Below are 16,958 nucleotides of genomic sequence, written 5' to 3' on the forward strand. Positions count from 1 at the left end.
CTGAGCGTGCCGGGCTGGTCTCCTACCGCTCGCAAGCTCGCAGTACGTCGATCAGCTGAGTTTGCTGGGCTGGTCTCCTACCGCTCGCAAGCTCGCAGTACGTCGATCAGCCTTTGCGCGGGAACCAGCCGGAGACCGCGGGCTCGGTGTTCTCGTAGATGTGCTTGGCCTCGGTGTACTCCTCGAGTCCGCTCGGGCCGAGCTCGCGGCCGATGCCGGAGCGCTTGAAGCCACCCCACTCCGCCTGCGGCAGGTAGGGGTGGAAGTCGTTGATCCAGATGGTGCCGTGGCGCAGACGCCGCGAGACCCGATTGGCGGTGCCGGAGTTCGATGTCCACACCGCGCCGGCCAGGCCGTACTCGGTGTGGTTGGCGATCTCGATCGCCTCCTCCTCCGTGGAGAAGGTCTCCACGGTGATCACGGGGCCGAAGCCCTCCTCGACCACGGCCGGGTTCTCGGCGGTGCACTGATCCAGGACGGTCGGGGCGTAGAAGAAGCCCTGCTCGTGCTCGGGGCCGCCCCAGTTCCCGCCGGTGCGCAGCCGGGCACCGGCCTCGACGCCGCGATTGACGTAGTCGGTGACCTTGTCACGGTGCTCGGCGGAGACCAGCGGGCCGGTCTCCGCATCCTCGTCGAGCGGACCGCCCATGACGATGCCCTCGGCGCGGGCGACGAGGTCGTCGACGAACTGCTCGGCGATGGTGTCCTGGACGATCAGGCGCGTGCCCGCGGAGCAGACCAGGCCCGAGTCGAGGAACCCGGCGTTCAGCGCATTGTCCAGCGCCGCCTCGTAATCGGCGTCGGCGAAGACCACGTTGGGGTTCTTGCCGCCGAGTTCGAGGGCGACCTTCTTGATGTCGCTCGCCGCGGACTCGGCGATCTTGCGGCCGGTGACCAGGCCGCCGGTGAAGGAGATCAGGTCGATCTCCGGATGGGAGGACAGGGGAGCGCCGACCACGCCGCCGGCGCCGAGCACGAGGTTGGCGACCCCGGCGGGCAGCCCGAGCTTGTCCAGCACGTCCAGGATGAGGATCGTGGTGTGCGGGGTGAGCTCGGCCGGCTTGATGATGAAGGAGTTGCCCGCGGCCAGTGCCGGGGCGATCTTCCACGAGGCCTGCAGCAGGGGGAAGTTCCAGGGCGTGATCATCCCGCACACGCCGACGGGCTCGTGGACGACGCGGGAGATGACGCTGCCGTCACCGGCGTCGACGAGGCGCCCGGGGTTCTGATCGGCGATCTTGCCGAAGTAGCGGAAGCAGGCGGTGATGTCGTCCATGTCGCCTTCGGCCTCGACCAGCCGCTTGCCGGTGTCGAGCGCCTCGGCGCGGGCGAATTCGTCCTTGCGGGCCGCCAGCGCATCGGCGACCTGCAGCAGGAAGTCCCCGCGCTCGGAGGCCGGCTTGTCGGCCCAGACGCGGGACTCGAAGGCGGCCCGGGCCGCGAGAATGGCCCGCTCGACGTCCTCGGCGGTGGCCTCGCTGACCACTCCGACCTCGCTCTGATCGGCCGGGCAGGTCACGGTGCGGGTCTCTCCGGACGAGGAGGGGACCCACTGGCCGTCGATGTACAGGGTGGCGATCTGGTCAGTCATGGCGCTCATTCTCCTCCGTCGCGGGTGGTGCGGGGGGCCGGGCCCGTCCGGTCGGGCGCAGCGGTCGTCGGGGCGGGGTGGTCGAGCTGGTCGGTGTCGACCCATTCGTCCGGAGCGGTCACCGGGACCGCGCCGGTCACGGTGCCGATCTGTCGGCTCATGGTCAGATACATGATGTGGGCGTCGTAGGCGTCCAGGACATCGGCGATGACCTGATCCTTCGTGTACCCCATGATGTCGCGTCCCCGCGACCCCAGGGCCGAGAAGATCTCGATGCGGTAGTAGGTGTCCTTCACGGCGGCCAGGTTGGCCGCGAAGTTCGGGACGGAGTAGGCCACGGGGTAGGTCTGGTACTTGAAGTCCTCACCCTCGGGGAAGGAGACGACCAGGTCGACGAAGGGGATGGAGCTGTCCGGGTGGGACCCGCGGTGGCAGGTGACCTCGCAGCCCAGTTCGCTCAGCTCCGCGGCGACCTCCTCCACGGCGGGCGTGGCGACCGTCTCGACGAAGTCCGTGGCCTGCTCGGCGGAGGCGTAGGACATGCGGTGGCGCAGCCGGTCCCGCCAGGTTCCGCGTTCGCCGCCCTCGCGCACCCGGCTGGTCAGCAGCGCGGGCAGTGCCGCCTGGCGCGACTCGAGGTTCATCCGCTCGGTCCTCAGCACCTTCCACAGGCTGAACATCACCAGGTACACCATGATCGACAGCGGCAGTCCCACCATCACGGTCGCAGCCTGCAGCGTGTACACGCCGTCGATGAACAGCATGACCACGGTCAGGGCGCCGGTGATCACGGCCCACACGATCCGCAGCCACGGCGGGCCGTCCGAGTCGGTGCTGGAGGCCTTCGAGGTCATGTTCGCCATCACCAGCGAGCCGGAGTCGGCTGAGGTGACATAGAAAAACAGGCCGGTCAGCAGAGCCAGGGACACGGTGAACAGCGACCCCGGGTACTGCTCCAGCAGGTTGAAGAAGCCGGATTCGGGCTGATTGACCGCGAGATCCAGGAACTCCTGGTCCCCGAAGAAGCCCAGCGCGGCGTTGCCGAAGATCGAGACCCACAGCAGGATGAACGAGAAGGGGATCAGCAGCACGCCGACGATGAACTCGCGCAGGGTGCGGCCGCGGGAGATGCGCGCCAGGAACAGGCTGACGAACGGCGCCCAGGCGATCCACCAGGCCCAGAAGAACAGCGTCCAGTCCGCCATCCACTGATCCGCGGGATAGCCCTCGGTCCCGTCGCTGTAGGCGAAGGTGGTCATCAGCATCGAGGGGAAGCGGGAGAAGAAGTCGCCGATGTTCTGGACCAGGGCGTTGAGCAGCTGGTGGGTCTCACCGGTGATCAGCACCCACAGCATCAGGGCGATCGCGAGGTAGACGTTCAGCTCCGCCAGGCGGCGGATGCCCTTGTCCACACCCGAGACGGTCGAGGCGATGGTGATGAACACGGCCAGCGCCATCAGAGCGATCTGCACCGCGATCGAATTGGGGATCCCGAACAGCGCGGAGAGCCCGAAGTTCAAGAACACCACGCCGATGCCGAGGGAGACCGAGATGCCGAAGATGGTGCCGATCGTCGAGGCGATCTCGGCCGCGTGCCCCACGGCGCCGTGGATGCGGCGGCCGAAGATCGGGGCGAGAGCGGAACGGATGCTCAGCGGCAGGTGATACCGGTAGGCGAACAGGCCGAAAGCCATGCCCATCAGGGCGTACATCGCCCAGCCCGGGATGCCGTAGTGGAAGATCGTCCAGATCGGGGCCATCCGCGCGGCCTCGGCGGAGCCGGCGGGGACGTCCGGCGGGGTCAAGTAGTTCGTCGCCGGACCGGAGATGCCGAAGAACATCAGGTCCACGCCGATCCCCGCGGCGAACAGCATCGCGGCCCACGTGAACATGTTGTACTTCGGCTGCGAATGGTCCGGACCCAGCCGGGTCTGGCCCACCTTGGAGGCCGCCACGATCACGACGAACACCACCACGAGGGCGGCCGTGAGCACGTAGTACCAGCCGAAGTTCGTCGCCACCCAGCCCATGGAGCCGAAGATGACCGTCTCGGCGGTGCCCGGCCAGATCGCGGCGAACAGCACGAACGCCACGATGAGCACCGAGGTGCCGATGAACACCGGCCAGTTCACGGGGGAGTGGGAGCCCGCCGTGCGGGACGCGGGGCCGCCGTCCTCCCCACCGGGGTCCCTCCCGGGTCCGGGAGCTGACGTGGGCGGGTGGCTCTGGGCGGCCTGGGCCATCACGGTCCTTTCGATCGACGAGCGAGGGGTCCGACGGTGCATCGGCCGGCGCCGGGAATTCTTCGTTCCGGCGGGTTCGGCCGACGCACGACACTAAGGTGATCTCCGCTCCGCGGGCCACTATCGGTGCACAGTCCGTGATCCACCCATCAGATGACGATTTCTCGGGTGCGGAATGCCACGCCGGGGCAGGTGCAGATCAGTCTCGCGCGTGTTCCCGTCGCTGTCCAGGGTTGCATCGCAGGTGCGTACGGAGCCGACCGGGGTCGTGCCGCCGGCCGCAGGGCCGCGGACCGCCGGAATCGTGAATGCTCGCGAGGGGCCAGCGCGAGAATTCTCGACGTTCGCGAAGACCGCGCGGGGCACACGAATTCCGTGCCTTCGCGCAACTCTCCGGAATCGGCTCGGCGCCCAGCGGCGCCCGGGCGGCCGAGCGGCCCCGCTCAGTCGCGACCGACGTCCTCGCGCAGCACCTCGGGCCATGCCGCCACCTGCTCGGGTCGCTCGGCGATCCGGAGCCGGGCCCGCGGCAGCACCCGTGCGAGTGAGAGCGCAGTGGAGACGGGATGGCCTCCGTCCCCGGTCCACGCCAGGATCGACACCGGCAGCCGGAGGCCCGCGAGCTCCTGCCGGGAGGGCAGGTCACTGAGCGCAGCCCCTCGGTAGGCCGCCGGGAGCAGCCGTTCGGCGACGTCCGGGGTCGCCGGAGGATGGCTCGCCGCGGCCGGAGGCAGCGCGTGCAGGCTCGCGCCGGCACCGGCGAGGCGTTCGGCGCCATGGCGCTCGACGAATGCTGCCAGTCGTTCGTAGTTCCTCGCCTGCGCGGCGCGGGTCTCCCACGCCGTCGGCGGCAGCAGCAGAGTCAGTCCGTCGAACCGGTCCGGTTCCCGCACTGCCGCGTGCAGCAGGGTGCCGCATCCCATCGACGGTCCGACGCCGTGCACCGCCTCCCCGGGGAAGTAGGCCTCCACCAGCGCCAGCAGGTCCTCGGCCAGCCGGCTCCAGCGGTAGTCCTCCGGCAGTGGGCACCCGGTGGAGCGGCCGTGGCCGCGCGCGTCATAGCGCAGCAGGCGGGTCCCGGACTGGCCCCGACCGAGATCCAGATCGAGCAGTCGGTCCCGAGCACGGCTCGAGGTCAGCCCGTGCAGCTGGACCACCGGATGCCCGCCCTCGTCGCTGTACTCACAGGCGAGCTCGGCCCCTCGGACACGGAATGGTGACAACGGGACCTCCGGGTCGGTGGCGAGACGGGTGCCGGTTAGATTACCGCCATGCGGCTCACCCACGTCGCCCATCTGCGGCTCCCGTTCGGTGCTCTGCGCAGCTACGAGGTGGAGACGTCCGCCCCTGGCGCCGAGCTGCCGGTCTCCTTCGATCAGCGCCGCCACGTGGCCGCCGGCAACCGGCCGGGCTCGTGGATGGCCATCTCGCTGACCCTGCCCAGCCGGGTCGACCCCGATCAGCTCGGTGCCGCGTGGCTGGGCGTGATCGCCCGCCACGGCACGCTGCGCACTGTGTTCGACGAGACCGACGAGACCGAGCATGCAGGAGTGCGGCTCAGGAGCATCGAGGTCGGGCCCGGCCGCTGGGTCGATCATCCCGTCGGCCCCGGTCGTTCCATGCACGAAGTGCTCCGCGAGGTGCTCGATGAGCACTGCGTGTCCCTGGCGCGCCCCGCCCACCGGCTGTGCATGATCGACACCGCCCAGGGCCCCACGCTCGTGCTGGCCGCGGATCACGCCCACGTGGATATGTGGTCCATGCTCGTGCTCGCCCGCGACCTGCTCACCGCCCTGGCGGACGTCGGCGCCGGCCGCGAGCTCTTCCCCGGCTGGGTCCCGACCTTCGCCGAGCACACCCGGATCCTGCGCGGCCGCGACGCTCCCGAGGATGTCCAGCGCCGCTGGCGGGAGATCATCGCCGCGGGCGGGGACGTCATGCCTCGTTTCCCGCTGCCGCTGGGGGAGGCCGGGCCGCAGCCCGAGCGGGTGGAGGTCCGTGACGTCCTGGACGTGGACGATACCGCCGCCCTCTCCGCGCAGGCCCGCTCCGACGGGGTCTCCACCCTCGCGCTGGCGGTCTCCCTGATGACCGAGGTGACCCGCGAGCTGGCAGGGGTCCCGCTGCGCGCCGTGTTCCCGGTCCACAGCCGGTACGACACCACCTGGCACGACTCGGTGGGCTGGTTCATCACCAATTCCGTGCTGGAATCCGGGGACCCGGCGCCGGCCGCCGCCGCGGCCGCTGTCAAGGAGGCGATCCGCCTCGGATCGTGGCCGCTCGAGAAGGTCCTCGCTCCCTGGGGAGGCATGCCGGAGGCCCCGGGCATGTTCGCGATCTCCTGGCTGGACCTGCGGCGGCTGCCCGTGCGCATCGACGACGTCGGCCTGCAGGCCCAGTACGTCAGCGCCGCGACCCGCCCCGACGGGGTGATGCTCTGGTTCATCCTCGACGAGGCGGGAGTGCATCTGCGCTGCCGCTACCCGGACACCGGCGAGGCCCGTGCCGGGGTGGGCGCCTGGCTCGACGCGCTGGTCGCCCGGATGCAGCAGCGAGCACGATCCTCCGCCGGGGACGTGCTGCGGTGCGGGCAGAGGACCTATCGCCTCCAGCGGGCCGAGCGAGGAGACCTCCCGGCGATCCGGGACCTGCTGGCCGACGACGACATCGGCCGCACCCGCGAGGCCGGGGACCTCGAGGAGTACGAGGCCGCGTTCGACCAGATCGCCCACGATCGTGCGCACTATCTGGCTGTGGTGCGCGACGAGGGCGGGACCGTGGTGGGCACGATGCAGCTGACGATCCTGCCCGGTCTCTCGCGTCGCGGCGCCACCCGCTTGCAGATCGAGGCGGTGCGCGTGGCACTCTCCGAACGCTCCCGCGGCCTGGGCAGGGCGATGTTCGAGTGGGCCCATGCCCACGGGCGCACCCGCGGCGCATCCCTGGCCCAGCTCACCACGGACCTCGAGCGCACCGGCGCCCGCGAGTTCTAGGCGCGGCTCGGCTACGAGGCGACCCACGCCGGTCTCAAGCGCGCCCTGTGACGGCGTGGGCCTGGTCGAGGTGACCTTCAGGCACTAGCGTGGACGCACCGCGCACGCGCCCCCAGCGCAGCGCTCGATGACGAGGACCGGTCATGGCCGACGCCCAGACTCCGCAGGCAGAACAGGAACTGATCGTCGATTTCATCCTCTCTCTGGACGGCTGCGCCGCCGCCGAGGGGTGGCCGGGGTGGTGGGGACTGGAGAGCCCCGAGTACCTCGAATGGCTCGCGCAGGAACCCGAGCGCCTCGTGCTGATGGGCGCGACCACCTACCGGCTGATGTCGCAGATGGCGGTCGAGGCCGCGCAGATCGACGTCTCCGCGGAGGAGAAGGCCAGCTTCGAGCAGATGACCGCCACGGACAAAGTGGTCTTCTCCGCCACCCTGGAGGAGCCGCTCTCCTGGCCGAGCACCACGCTGATCAGCACTGATGCCATCCAGGGGGTCAGAGACCTCAAACGCACCTCGAGCAAGCCGCTGACCACCATCGGCAGCATCCGTCTCGCGCATTCGCTGCTGCGGGCGGGCGTGGTGGACCGATTCCGCGTCATCCTGTTCCCGGTGATCACGGGCCGTACCGGCCTCGAGCGCATCTGGGAGCAGTTCGAGGACTTCCGTCTTGATCTGCGGGAGGCGCGCACCTTCGCCGGCGGACTGCAACTGCTCGACTACTCGCCGACGCACCTGCCCGAGCCGCCCGGGACGGCGTGGCAGCGCTGACTCCATCGGGTCTCAGCTGAACTGGATCCCGCCGTCGACCAGCATCGTCTGACCGGTGACGTAGTCCGAGTCCTCGCTCGCGAGGTAGGAGACCATGCGGGCCACATCGTCCGGGACCGAGACCCGTCCGAGGTGGATCGAGCGGGCGTTCTCGGCCAGGGCCTCACCCCGCTGCTGGCCGTTCTTGGCTGCCAGCTTCTCGTCGATGAGATCCCACATCGTGGTGCCGACGATGCCGGGACCGTAGGCGTTCACCGTGATCCCGTGCTCGGCCCACTCCATCGCAGCGGCCTGGGTCAGCCCGCGGACCGCCCACTTCGTGGCCGAGTAGGGCCCCAGCAGCGCGAAGGGGCGGAAGGCGACGATCGAGGCGGCGCCGATGATCTTGCCGCCATGACCCTGGGCGACCATCTGCCGGGCCGCCTGACGGTAGGAGTTGAACACTCCGGTGATGTTCACGTCCACGATCTTCTGGAAATCCGCGGCGTCGTAGTCGATCAGCTCCTGGACCTGGGCGATGCCGGCGTTGGCGACGAACACGTCCAGGTGGCCGCCGGCCTCGACGGCAGAGGCGACCAGGCGCTCGACCGAGGCCTCGTCCGTGACGTCCACGTCCGTGCCCGTGGCCGTCCCGCCCGCCGCGGTGATCGCCTCCACCGTGGAGTCGATGCCCTCCTGCATGGTCGGCAGATCCGCCACCACGACGTGCAGGCCGTCTCGCCCCAGGCGCCGGGCGATCCCTTCGCCGATGCCGCGGGCCGCTCCGGTGACGACGGCGACCCGCTGGCCCTCGGGGGCCCTGCGCCGCGCCGCCTCGATGGTCGACAGATCGTCGGTGCCGCTGTGCGTGGTGCTCATGGTTCTTCTCCTCATCGAGAGTTCCGGCGGTGCCGAGCGGCACCGCAGCGACAGCACAGCAACGCCTGGCCCCGACGGCAACGGAGGTTCTCGCCGCACGAGAACCTTCCGCGGCGCCACCCGGGTGACCGAGCACGACCATGAGCCGACCGAACGGACGAGGAAGCGCTCGATCCGGGGCGGGGCGCAGTGCGCGCACTAAACTGTCACCACGATCAGGACCCCGCCGGCCCGATCCGGCGGCCGTCATTCCAGGAGGCTCCCGATGACCGATCCGACGCCTGATGATCCCTCCCGTGCGGCGGACGACCGCGGCCAGGAGACCCTCGGCGCGACAGGCGATGGCCAGAGCGACCCCGCGCTGCAGCGCGACCCCGAGGAGTGGGTCAGCGGGGACGACCCGATGACCGAGGCTCAAAAGTCTTACCTCGACACGCTCGCCAAGCAGGCGGGGGAGGAGCTCCCGGCGAACCTCACCAAGGCCGAGGCCTCCGAGCACATCGACCGGCTCCAGGGCGGGCGCCCGGGCTGAGCCCTCACGACGGGACGGGGCGCGGCGGTCATCCACCGCGCCCCGTCGTCGTCCTGCCCTGCTTCAGCCGGCTCAGTCGAGTCAGTCCACCGTGAGCTCTCCCATCGGACCCCAGTCCTCGACCTCGACCTGCTGGGAGATGATCTGCGGGGTCGCGGAGAGGTACTGCGGGAACTCCTCCTGCATCTTCTGGAAATGCGGTGAGTTCACGTGCGGCTCGGCGCCGTCGTCGGTGAAGGCCTCGATCAGCACATAGGTGTTGGGGTCCTTCACGCTGCGGGACCACTCGAACCACTTGTTGCCCGGCTCGGCCAGCGTCGCCTCGGTGAACTCCCGCGAGAGCTCGGGCCACTGGTCGGCGAACTCGGGCTTCACGGGGAACTTGACGTTGATCAGGATCATGTCGGGTCCTTTCCGGATCGGTGGTGCGAACAGCCTGCCCGGCGGGCGAGGCGTGCGATAGAGCGATTCTCGCAGGACAAGAAGAGCACAATGGGGGTCGATCGCAAGGAGGCAGGATGACCCTGATGAAGGACCGGGACGACGAGGCCCCGGCCGGACAGATCGCCAGGGCGCTCGCCGTGCTCGAGGCCGTCGCCCAGCACGGCAGCAGCTCGGCACGCACCATCGCCGACGCCACGTCTATCCCGCTGCCGACGGTGTACCGGATCGCCCAGGAGCTGATCCGTGAGGAGTACCTCGTCCACCTCAGGGATGAGAAGCGGTTCGCCCTGGGCTACCAGCTGCACCGCCTCGCCGTCGGCCTCCACGAGGATCTCGGCATTCCGCGCGCGGTGCGCGAGGAGGTCTGCGCGATGCACCGCGACCTGGGAATGGCCGCCTATCTCGCGATCCACCGGGGCACGGACTTCGTCGTCGTCTTCGTCGCGGACTCCCCGCAGCACCCGCGGCTGAGTCCCATGGGATTCGGCTTCCATGAGAGCCCGCACTCCACCGCCTTCGGGAAGGTGGGGCTCAGCGCCCTCACGCTCGAGGAACGCGACGCCTACCTCGCCGATCGCGAGCTGCGCGCCCACACCGATCGCACGATCACCGACCCCGAGCTGCTGCGCCGGCACCTGGAGGAGATCTCCGCGCGGGGCATCGCCTGGGAGCACCAGGAGTTCCAGACGGGGACGGACTGCCTCGCCGCCTCGATCAAGGCCGACGACGGCATGCTCATCGGGTCCGTCGCGGTCTCCGCGCCCGTCGCGGCGTTCGAGGGCCGCACCCGGCACGTCGAGGACCGGGTGCGTGCCTGCGCCTCGCGCGCCGGCCGGGCCTACCGCCTCGGCACCCACCACGGCTGAACCCCGTTCTCGTTCTCGCCCCGCGATAAGCGGAGTTGCCGCGGCTGGGGGCCGTTCCTAGGTTGTGCTCCACATCACTGACGACGACGCAGTGGGAAGGAGATGTCATGAGCGCATCGCGCAGCAGCGAGGCCGTCAACGACGTCGAAGGGACACAGGAAGCCGACCGCACACTGGTCGCCCTGATCAAAGCCGCGTTCCCGCACGAGCGAGTCCCCGACGCGGCCTACGAGCGCACCGCCGCGGTGGTGCGGAAGCAGGCGGAGGAGAACACCTGGATGCGGGTCAAGCTCGCCCAGGGTCTGGACTCCCTGCAGGGACTTGCCGGCGGGATCTTCCACGAGCTCACGCCGCAGCAGGCACTGCCGCTGCTGGGGAGGATCCAGCACACCACCTACTTCGGGTTCGTGCGTCAGACCAGCGTGGTCACCCTCTACGAGGACGAGGAGGTATGGGAGGCGCTGGGCTACGAAGGGCCGTCCTTCGACCAGGGCGGCTACATCGACCGCGGATTCGACGACCTCGACTGGCTGCCTGATCCCCGGATCGAGGAGTACGACGGCGAGCCCCTCGAGGAGGTCGTCTCCGATCTGCCCACGGCCGCCAGCACCAGCAGCACCCGCGGTGCCGCGGTGCCCGCCGGGCAGAGTCGCGCCAGGGCGGGCCGAGTCGGCAACGGAAGGACGAAGCAGGCATGAGCACCATCGACCACGACACCGAGACCGTCGTCATCATCGGCTCCGGCGCCGGCGGCGGCACCCTGGCCTACGAGCTGACGAAGCAGGGCATCGAGTGCGTCGTCCTCGAAGCCGGCCCGTACCTGCGCAATGAGGACTACATGAACCTCGAGTGGGAGGCCTTCAACCAGATGGCGTGGACAGATCCGCGCACCACGTCGGGCTCCTGGCGCATCGCCCGGGACTTCCCCAACCTCCCGGCCTGGATCGTCAAGGCCGTCGGCGGCACCACCACCCATTGGTCCGGGGCGACCCCGCGCTTCAAGCCGCACGAGTTCCGGGCCCGCAGCACCTACGGTCGCATCGACGGGGCGAACCTGATGGATTGGCCGCTCTCGTACGACGACCTCGAGCCGTACTACACGCGCGCCGAGGACGCGATCGGCTCCACCCATCGCGGTGGCCGCCCGCCGCTGCCGGCGAACAACAACTACAAGGTCCTGGCCGCCGGCGCGGAGAAGCTCGGCTATCGCTACTACGCGACCGGGCCCTACGGCACCAACGCCGCCCCGTACGACGGCCGACCGGCCTCCATCCAGGACGGCTTCAACTTCCAGGGCGACAAGAACGGCTCCAAGTGGTCGACGATGGTCCGCGAGATCCCGCGCGCCCTGGAGACCGGGAAGCTGGATCTGCGACCCGACTCGCACGTCTGCCAGATCCTCCACGACCGCACCGGCCGCGTGAACGCCGTGATCTATCTCGACAAGGACGGCAACCTCCACCGGCAGGCGGCGAAGGTCGTGTGCGTGGCCGGGAACTCGATCGAGACGCCGCGGCTGCTGCACCTCAGCTCCTCCTCGATGTTCCCCGACGGGCTCGCCAACTCCTCCGGTCAGGTGGGGCGCAACTACATGCGTCACATGACCGGCAGCGTCTACGCCCAGTTCGACAAGCCGGTGCGTATGTACCGGGGCGAGACCATGGCCGGGAACATCTCCGACGAATCCGTGCACGACCCCGCGCGCGGGTTCGCCGGCGGCTACTACATCCAGACCATCTCCCTGGGCCCCGCCTTCATGGCGAGCTTCGTCGAGCCCGGCGCCTGGGGACCGGACTTCACCAAGCTGCTGGACGGCTACGAGAACACCGCCGGATGCTGGCTGGTGGGCGAGGACATGCCCCAGGAGTCCAACGCGGTCACCCTCAATGCGACCGTGACCGACCAGCACGGACTGCCGGCCGCCCACGTCCACTTCGACGACCACGCCAACGACGTCGCGATGCGCAAGCACGCCTACGGGGCGGCGACCACGCTGTACAACGCGGTCGGCGCCGTGAGCACGCACCGCACCACGCCGTACCCCTCCACCCACAACCTCGGCACCTGCCGCATGAGCGAACGGCCGGAGGACGGTGTGGTGGACAAGTGGGGCCGCGCCCACGACGTGCCGAACCTGTTCGTCTCCGACGGCTCGCAGTTCACCACCGGGGCGGCCGCGAACCCGACCCTGACCATCGTCGCCCTGGCCATCCGGCAGGCGGAGTACCTGGCTGATGCGCTGTCGAAGGGGGAAGTCTGAGTCTGCGCCGACGGGGTCAGGGCTTGATGCAGATGACGGGCTTGTTCGCCTCAAGGATGATCTGCTGGGCGAAGGAGCCGAGGAAGAGCTTGGCGACCGCCGAGCGGTGACGCACGCCGATCACGACGGCGGAGATGTCCTCGCGCTCCGCCCGGTCGATGAGGTCGCCGGCCTCGGAGTGGCCGCGCTCGTCGGGCCGTTCGACCTGCTCGACGACTTCGCCGAGGTCCGGGGAGGGAGTGTGCTCGCCGTCCATGAGGAAGTAGACGAGGTCCTCCCCGCGGCGGCGGGCCTCGCTGATCCCGTAGCGGTAGGCGGCCCGGCCGGCGGGAGTGGCGGTTCCTGCCACGAGAACAGACATGGGCGCTCCTTCGGGGGTTCGTGCCAGGCACCCTAGCCGACGCGTGGTCGCGACGGCACCGGCGGTGGTGAGGGTGTTTAGACTGTCGGGCCACCTCATGACGAAGGAGTCGTGCCCATGCCCCATGCGGCAGACAGCCCGCCGCCGGCCGGATCCCCGACCCGCCGCCGCGCCCTCAGCATCGGGTTCGGGATCCTCGCGGTCCCTGTCATCGCAGCCGCCGGCTACGAGTCGATCCGCTCCGCCTCGGGCGGCAGCAACATCCGTTCCGCCCTGACCCTGGTCGCTCCCGCGGCAGCGGGCGGCGGCTGGGACGCCTTCCAGCGCGAGATGCAGCAGACCATGCGTGCCAACTCCCTGGTGGGCAATGTGCAGGTGGTGAACGTCCCCGGTGCGGGCGGCACCATCGCTCTGGGCAGCGTCAGCCAGATGGACCAGCCGAACACGCTGATGGTGGGCGGCACCGGCCAGATCGCGGCGCAGATCCAGTTCGACACCTCGTCCGTGATCACCGATGTCACCCCGATCGCCCGCGTCATCGAGGAGTACGACCTCATCGCCGTGCCCGCCGACTCCCCGCATCAGGATCTGGAGTCACTGGTGACGGCGTGGCGGGAGGATCCTCCGTCCCTGGCCTGGACCGGGGGCGGTTCCTTCGACCAGCTCGTGATGACGGACCTCGCGCTGGCCTCGGAGATCGCGCCGGCGGAGTCGACCTATATCCCCTCCGACGGCGGGGGCGAGGCCATCCAGGCCCTCCTGAACGGAACCGCTCAGGCCACCGCGGGCGGCTTCGCCGACATCTATCCCCAGGTCCAGGGTGGAAGGCTCCGAGCCCTCGGCGTCGTCGCCCCGGAGCGCCTCGAGGGCGTCGACATCCCGACCCTGCCCGAGCTCGGCTACGACGTGACCCTGACCAACTGGCGCGCGCTGTTCGCGCCGCCCGTGGTGACCGACGAGGAGGTCTCGGAGCTCGAGGCCCTGATCGACGAAGCCGTCGCCACCCCTGAATGGCAGGACGCCGTGGAGCGCAACTACTGGGTCGAGGTGCCGCTGAGCGGCGAAGAGCTCACGCAGTACGTCGCCGAGGAGACCGACCGCATCGCCGGGCTGTTCGAGGAGATCGGAGGATGAGCGAGATGGAGAGGACCACGAGCTTCTGGCACGGCCGCTCGGCGCTGCTGATGCCGGCGATCATCGCGGCCCTCAGCCTGTACCTGCTGATCGGTTCGGTTCTGCTGGAGGCAGGGGAGGCCGAGTTCCCCGGTCCCCGGTTCGTGCCGGTGATCCTCGGCTCGGTCGGACTGCTGCTGGCCGTGCTGCTCGCCATCGGCGTGCTCCGCCACCCCGAACCGGCCGAGGAGACCTCCGGGCGGCGCTACCGCACCCACTCGGACTTCGTCGCCCTGGCCTGGGTGGCGGGCGGCTTCCTCGCCTTCGCGCTGCTGCTGCCCTGGCTGGGCTGGATCCTCGCCGGTGGCCTGCTGTTCTGGTGCGCGGCGCACGGCTTCGGCTCCCGCCGGCCCGTGTTCGACATCCTGGTGGCGCTGTTCCTCAGCTCGCTCGTCTACCTGATCTTCGCCACCGGCCTCGGCCTGGTGCTTCCCTCCGGCATTCTGGGAGGCGGTTTCTGATGGAGCAGCTCGATCTGCTGATGCAGGGCTTCGCCGGCGCCCTGACCCCGATGAACCTGCTGTGGGTCGTCGTCGGCTGCCTGCTCGGCACCGCCGTCGGCGTGCTGCCGGGAATGGGCTCCTCGATGGCGGTGGCGCTGCTGCTGCCGATGACCTTCGCCCTGGATCCCACCGCCGCGTTCATCCTGTTCGCCGGGGTCTACTTCGGCGGGCTCTTCGGGGACTCGACGATGGCGATCCTGCTGAACACCCCGGGGCAGGCCTCCGCGATCGCCTCGACCTTCGAGGGCCATCGGATGGCGAACGACGGACGCGCACCGCAGGCCCTGGCCACAGCTGCCATCGGCGCGTTCATCGGCGGCATGGTGGCCTCGGTCCTGGTCGTCTTCCTCTCCCCGGCGCTGGTGGCGCTGTCGGCCAGCTTCGGGCCCGCGGAGTTCTTCGCCCTGGCCCTGTTCGCCTTCGTCGCCACCTCCTCGGTGGTCGCCGACAACGTGCTCAAGGGGCTGGCCGCGCTGGTCCTGGGCATCGGGATCACTCTGGTCGGGATCGACGGGGTCTCGGGGATGGAGCGGTTCACCGGGGGAGCGCCGCAGCTCTTCGACGGCATCTCGCTGGTCACCGTCACCGTCGGCATCCTCGCCCTCGGCGAGGTCTTCTCCGTGGCCTCCCGCGTTCGGCGCGACCGGGAGGACCTGCAGATCCGCGCCGCCGGCCGGCCGTTCCTCAGCCGCCACGAGCTCGCCGAGGCCGCGCCGGCCTGGGGCCGTGGCACCCTCATCGGTCTGCCGTTCGGCGTGGTCCCCGCCGGCGGCGCTGAGGTGCCCACCTTCCTGGCCTACGAGGCGGAGCGCAGGCTGGACCGCCGGCGTCGGGTGCCCATGTTCGGCAAGGGAGCGATCCGCGGCCTGGCCGCCCCCGAGGCGGCGGGCAACGCCACCACCGGCATGGCGATGGGTGCGCTGCTGGCGCTGGGCCTGCCCGTCTCGGCTACCGCGGCGATCATGCTGGCGGCGTTCCGCCAGTACGGGCTACAGCCCGGCCCGCTGCTGTTCGATCGCAGCCCCGAGCTGGTCTGGGCTCTGCTGGCCAGCTTCTTCCTGGCGATGGTGGTGCTGCTGATCATCAACCTGCCCTTCGCCCAGCTGTGGTCGAAGCTGCTGCTGATCCCCAAGCCCTACCTGTACGGCGGGATCACGCTGTTCTGCGGGCTCGGGATCTACGCGACCTCGGGTGCCGTCTTCGATCTGCTGCTGCTCCTGGCCGTGGGCGTGCTCGGCTTCGTGATGCGCCGCTACGACTACCCGCTGGCACCGCTGATGATCGGCATGGTGCTGGGGCCGCTGGCAGAGAGCTCACTGCGCGATGCGCTGCTCTCGTCCGTCGGCGACCCCAGGGTGCTGGTCTCCAGCCCCATCACCATCGGCATCTACGTCCTGTTGGCCGTGGTCATCGCCCTCTCGGTCCGCGCCGCCGTGCGCAGGCGCACACGCCGGGACGTCTGACACGGGCGCTGCCGACCCTCAGAGGTTGACGGTCACCTCGCCCTGTTCACGCAGGTCCTCGGTGATCTGCGGGAGCGCCTCCTGCCGCTGCTTCATGAGCATGTCCTCGGCGAGCTTGTCGCGTGCGTCCTCGAAGGGCGGGATCTCCTGCTGCTGGCCGCCGGACTGGGGCTGCTGACCGCCGGACTTCGACTGCTCGACGAGCTGGTCGTACTGCTTCTTGACCTCTTCCTCGCTCGGCTCCTCGATGCCCGCCTCCTGATCGACATAGCCGGTGAGCTGGAAGTTGTCGGATGCGTCGGCTCGCAGATCCTCCTCGGAGATGCCCTGCTGCTCCGCGGCCTTGACGAGCTCGTCGACCGACCCTGCGCCTTGCTGCGCGGCGAACTGCTCGAGCTGGGCGTCGATGTCGTCCTCGGTCGGCGTGATACCGGCATCATCGGCGGCCTGCAGCACGAGTCGGTTGTCGATCAGCTGAGCGGCGACCTGCTCCTTCAGCTTCGCCTGGTCGAGCGGTTCGCCGCCGCCCTGCTGCTGTTGCTGCATGGAGGCCTGCTGGAACTGGCTCTCGTAGGCCTGGACGAACTCGTCCTTGGTGATCTCCTCACCGTTGACCTCGGCGACGACGTCCGGGACGTCCGAGACGTCGGGCTGAGCCTGCTGGCCGCCTCCGTCGCTGGGAGCCGGCGGCTGGCCGCCCCCGTCGCTGACGGAGGGCTGCTGGCCGCCTCCGTCGCTGGCGCCCGACGGAGCGGCCTGATCTCCGCTGCAGCCCGCGAGGGCCACGACAGCCGCCAGCGAGGCGGCGGCGAGCGTATTGCGGATTGTCGAGGTGCTGGGGACCTTCACTGTGCCTCCTGAGGTTGACGGCCCGGGCGACGCTACAACCCGAAACCTGGCA

Annotated in this window: 16 protein-coding genes; 9 read left to right on the forward strand and 7 right to left on the reverse strand. The window is 69.8% G+C overall.

Going from position 1 to position 16,958, the window contains the following annotated elements; translation table 11 throughout:
• Positions 1 to 106 precede the first annotated feature (106 nt).
• From ACFQS2_RS07815 to ACFQS2_RS07825, 3 genes are all read right to left on the reverse strand, one after another.
• Positions 107 to 1,591 (reverse strand): aldehyde dehydrogenase family protein, encoded by a 1,485-nt coding sequence (locus tag ACFQS2_RS07815; protein ID WP_377793267.1) that lies wholly within the window; start codon positions 1,589 to 1,591, stop codon positions 107 to 109.
• A 5-nt stretch (positions 1,592 to 1,596) separates the two neighbouring features.
• Complete coding sequence (gene betT / locus ACFQS2_RS07820) at positions 1,597 to 3,834, reverse strand: choline BCCT transporter BetT (protein WP_377793268.1); 2,238 nt, start codon at positions 3,832 to 3,834, stop codon at positions 1,597 to 1,599.
• Positions 3,835 to 4,277: 443 nt separating this feature from the next.
• The gene (locus tag ACFQS2_RS07825; RefSeq protein WP_377793269.1) at positions 4,278 to 5,120 is read right to left on the reverse strand and encodes an alpha/beta fold hydrolase; all 843 of its coding nucleotides are present in this window, start codon (positions 5,118 to 5,120) and stop codon (positions 4,278 to 4,280) included.
• On the opposite strand from ACFQS2_RS07825, the gene ACFQS2_RS07830 reads away from it, so the two are divergent.
• Positions 5,106 to 6,827: a GNAT family N-acetyltransferase gene (locus tag ACFQS2_RS07830; RefSeq protein WP_377793270.1), complete on the forward strand. Its 1,722-nt coding sequence runs from the start codon at positions 5,106 to 5,108 to the stop codon at positions 6,825 to 6,827. The two genes, ACFQS2_RS07825 and ACFQS2_RS07830, sit on opposite strands and share 15 nt — an antisense overlap.
• A 143-nt stretch (positions 6,828 to 6,970) precedes the next feature.
• The gene (locus ACFQS2_RS07835) at positions 6,971 to 7,597 is read left to right on the forward strand and encodes a dihydrofolate reductase family protein (protein WP_377019406.1); all 627 of its coding nucleotides are present in this window, start codon (positions 6,971 to 6,973) and stop codon (positions 7,595 to 7,597) included.
• 12 nt (positions 7,598 to 7,609) lie between these two features.
• On the opposite strand, the gene ACFQS2_RS07840 is transcribed toward ACFQS2_RS07835, so the two are convergent.
• The gene (locus ACFQS2_RS07840) at positions 7,610 to 8,455 is read right to left on the reverse strand and encodes an SDR family oxidoreductase (RefSeq protein ID WP_377793271.1); all 846 of its coding nucleotides are present in this window, start codon (positions 8,453 to 8,455) and stop codon (positions 7,610 to 7,612) included.
• Between the two features lie 265 nt (positions 8,456 to 8,720).
• Between ACFQS2_RS07840 and ACFQS2_RS07845 the strand changes: the two genes are divergently transcribed.
• Positions 8,721 to 8,987: a DUF3072 domain-containing protein gene (locus tag ACFQS2_RS07845; protein WP_377019404.1), complete on the forward strand. Its 267-nt coding sequence runs from the start codon at positions 8,721 to 8,723 to the stop codon at positions 8,985 to 8,987.
• 81 nt (positions 8,988 to 9,068) lie between these two features.
• Here ACFQS2_RS07845 and ACFQS2_RS07850 read toward each other — a convergent pair whose 3' ends face one another.
• On the reverse strand, positions 9,069 to 9,389 hold the full coding sequence (locus ACFQS2_RS07850) for a putative quinol monooxygenase (RefSeq protein WP_377793272.1): 321 nt from the start codon (positions 9,387 to 9,389) through the stop codon (positions 9,069 to 9,071).
• A 116-nt stretch (positions 9,390 to 9,505) separates the two neighbouring features.
• Here ACFQS2_RS07850 and ACFQS2_RS07855 point away from each other — a divergent pair, with 116 nt between their 5' ends.
• From ACFQS2_RS07855 to ACFQS2_RS07865, 3 genes are all read left to right on the forward strand, one after another.
• The gene (locus ACFQS2_RS07855; protein ID WP_377793273.1) at positions 9,506 to 10,297 is read left to right on the forward strand and encodes an IclR family transcriptional regulator; all 792 of its coding nucleotides are present in this window, start codon (positions 9,506 to 9,508) and stop codon (positions 10,295 to 10,297) included.
• A gap of 107 nt (positions 10,298 to 10,404) precedes the next feature.
• Entirely contained in the window at positions 10,405 to 10,995 is a 591-nt protein-coding gene (locus ACFQS2_RS07860) for a hypothetical protein (RefSeq protein ID WP_377793274.1), read from the forward strand.
• Entirely contained in the window at positions 10,992 to 12,557 is a 1,566-nt protein-coding gene (locus tag ACFQS2_RS07865; RefSeq protein WP_377793275.1) for a GMC family oxidoreductase, read from the forward strand. Before ACFQS2_RS07860 ends, ACFQS2_RS07865 begins: the two co-directional genes overlap by 4 nt.
• A 16-nt stretch (positions 12,558 to 12,573) precedes the next feature.
• Here the strand turns inward: ACFQS2_RS07865 and ACFQS2_RS07870 are convergent, their stop codons facing one another.
• A complete protein-coding gene (locus tag ACFQS2_RS07870; RefSeq protein WP_377019398.1) occupies positions 12,574 to 12,918 on the reverse strand; it encodes a universal stress protein in 345 nt (114 codons plus the stop codon).
• Between the two features lie 117 nt (positions 12,919 to 13,035).
• Here ACFQS2_RS07870 and ACFQS2_RS07875 point away from each other — a divergent pair, with 117 nt between their 5' ends.
• The 3 genes from ACFQS2_RS07875 to ACFQS2_RS07885 are packed head-to-tail and all read left to right on the forward strand — an operon-like array spanning position 13,036 to position 16,057.
• Positions 13,036 to 14,052, forward strand: coding sequence for a tripartite tricarboxylate transporter substrate binding protein (locus ACFQS2_RS07875; RefSeq protein ID WP_377019396.1), 1,017 nt, complete (start codon positions 13,036 to 13,038; stop codon positions 14,050 to 14,052).
• A complete protein-coding gene (locus tag ACFQS2_RS07880; protein ID WP_377793276.1) occupies positions 14,049 to 14,552 on the forward strand; it encodes a tripartite tricarboxylate transporter TctB family protein in 504 nt (167 codons plus the stop codon). Before ACFQS2_RS07875 ends, ACFQS2_RS07880 begins: the two co-directional genes overlap by 4 nt.
• A complete protein-coding gene (locus ACFQS2_RS07885; protein ID WP_377793277.1) occupies positions 14,552 to 16,057 on the forward strand; it encodes a tripartite tricarboxylate transporter permease in 1,506 nt (501 codons plus the stop codon). The genes ACFQS2_RS07880 and ACFQS2_RS07885 overlap by 1 nt, the downstream gene beginning before the upstream one ends.
• 18 nt (positions 16,058 to 16,075) lie before the next feature.
• Here the strand turns inward: ACFQS2_RS07885 and ACFQS2_RS07890 are convergent, their stop codons facing one another.
• On the reverse strand, positions 16,076 to 16,906 hold the full coding sequence (locus ACFQS2_RS07890) for a SurA N-terminal domain-containing protein (protein ID WP_377019393.1): 831 nt from the start codon (positions 16,904 to 16,906) through the stop codon (positions 16,076 to 16,078).
• Positions 16,907 to 16,958: the final 52 nt, after the last annotated feature.

It is taken from the genome of Brachybacterium sp. GCM10030267, assembly GCF_042666875.1.
In the GTDB taxonomy this organism is placed as follows: domain Bacteria; phylum Actinomycetota; class Actinomycetes; order Actinomycetales; family Dermabacteraceae; genus Brachybacterium.

What these genes read in the sequence shown, in the direction of transcription:
- ACFQS2_RS07860 (WP_377793274.1), top strand. Translation starts at nt 10,405, where the DNA reads ATGAGCGCATCGCGCAGCAGCGAGGCCGTCAACGACGTCGAAGGGACA.
- ACFQS2_RS07855 (WP_377793273.1), top strand. Translation starts at nt 9,506, where the DNA reads ATGACCCTGATGAAGGACCGGGACGACGAGGCCCCGGCCGGACAGATC.
- ACFQS2_RS07830 (WP_377793270.1), top strand. Translation starts at nt 5,106, where the DNA reads ATGCGGCTCACCCACGTCGCCCATCTGCGGCTCCCGTTCGGTGCTCTG.
- ACFQS2_RS07875 (WP_377019396.1), top strand. Translation starts at nt 13,036, where the DNA reads ATGCCCCATGCGGCAGACAGCCCGCCGCCGGCCGGATCCCCGACCCGC.
- ACFQS2_RS07845 (WP_377019404.1), top strand. Translation starts at nt 8,721, where the DNA reads ATGACCGATCCGACGCCTGATGATCCCTCCCGTGCGGCGGACGACCGC.
- betT (WP_377793268.1), bottom strand. Translation starts at nt 3,834, where the DNA reads ATGGCCCAGGCCGCCCAGAGCCACCCGCCCACGTCAGCTCCCGGACCC.
- ACFQS2_RS07865 (WP_377793275.1), top strand. Translation starts at nt 10,992, where the DNA reads ATGAGCACCATCGACCACGACACCGAGACCGTCGTCATCATCGGCTCC.
- ACFQS2_RS07850 (WP_377793272.1), bottom strand. Translation starts at nt 9,389, where the DNA reads ATGATCCTGATCAACGTCAAGTTCCCCGTGAAGCCCGAGTTCGCCGAC.
- ACFQS2_RS07815 (WP_377793267.1), bottom strand. Translation starts at nt 1,591, where the DNA reads ATGACTGACCAGATCGCCACCCTGTACATCGACGGCCAGTGGGTCCCC.
- ACFQS2_RS07840 (WP_377793271.1), bottom strand. Translation starts at nt 8,455, where the DNA reads ATGAGCACCACGCACAGCGGCACCGACGATCTGTCGACCATCGAGGCG.
- ACFQS2_RS07880 (WP_377793276.1), top strand. Translation starts at nt 14,049, where the DNA reads ATGAGCGAGATGGAGAGGACCACGAGCTTCTGGCACGGCCGCTCGGCG.
- ACFQS2_RS07870 (WP_377019398.1), bottom strand. Translation starts at nt 12,918, where the DNA reads ATGTCTGTTCTCGTGGCAGGAACCGCCACTCCCGCCGGCCGGGCCGCC.
- ACFQS2_RS07835 (WP_377019406.1), top strand. Translation starts at nt 6,971, where the DNA reads ATGGCCGACGCCCAGACTCCGCAGGCAGAACAGGAACTGATCGTCGAT.
- ACFQS2_RS07885 (WP_377793277.1), top strand. Translation starts at nt 14,552, where the DNA reads ATGGAGCAGCTCGATCTGCTGATGCAGGGCTTCGCCGGCGCCCTGACC.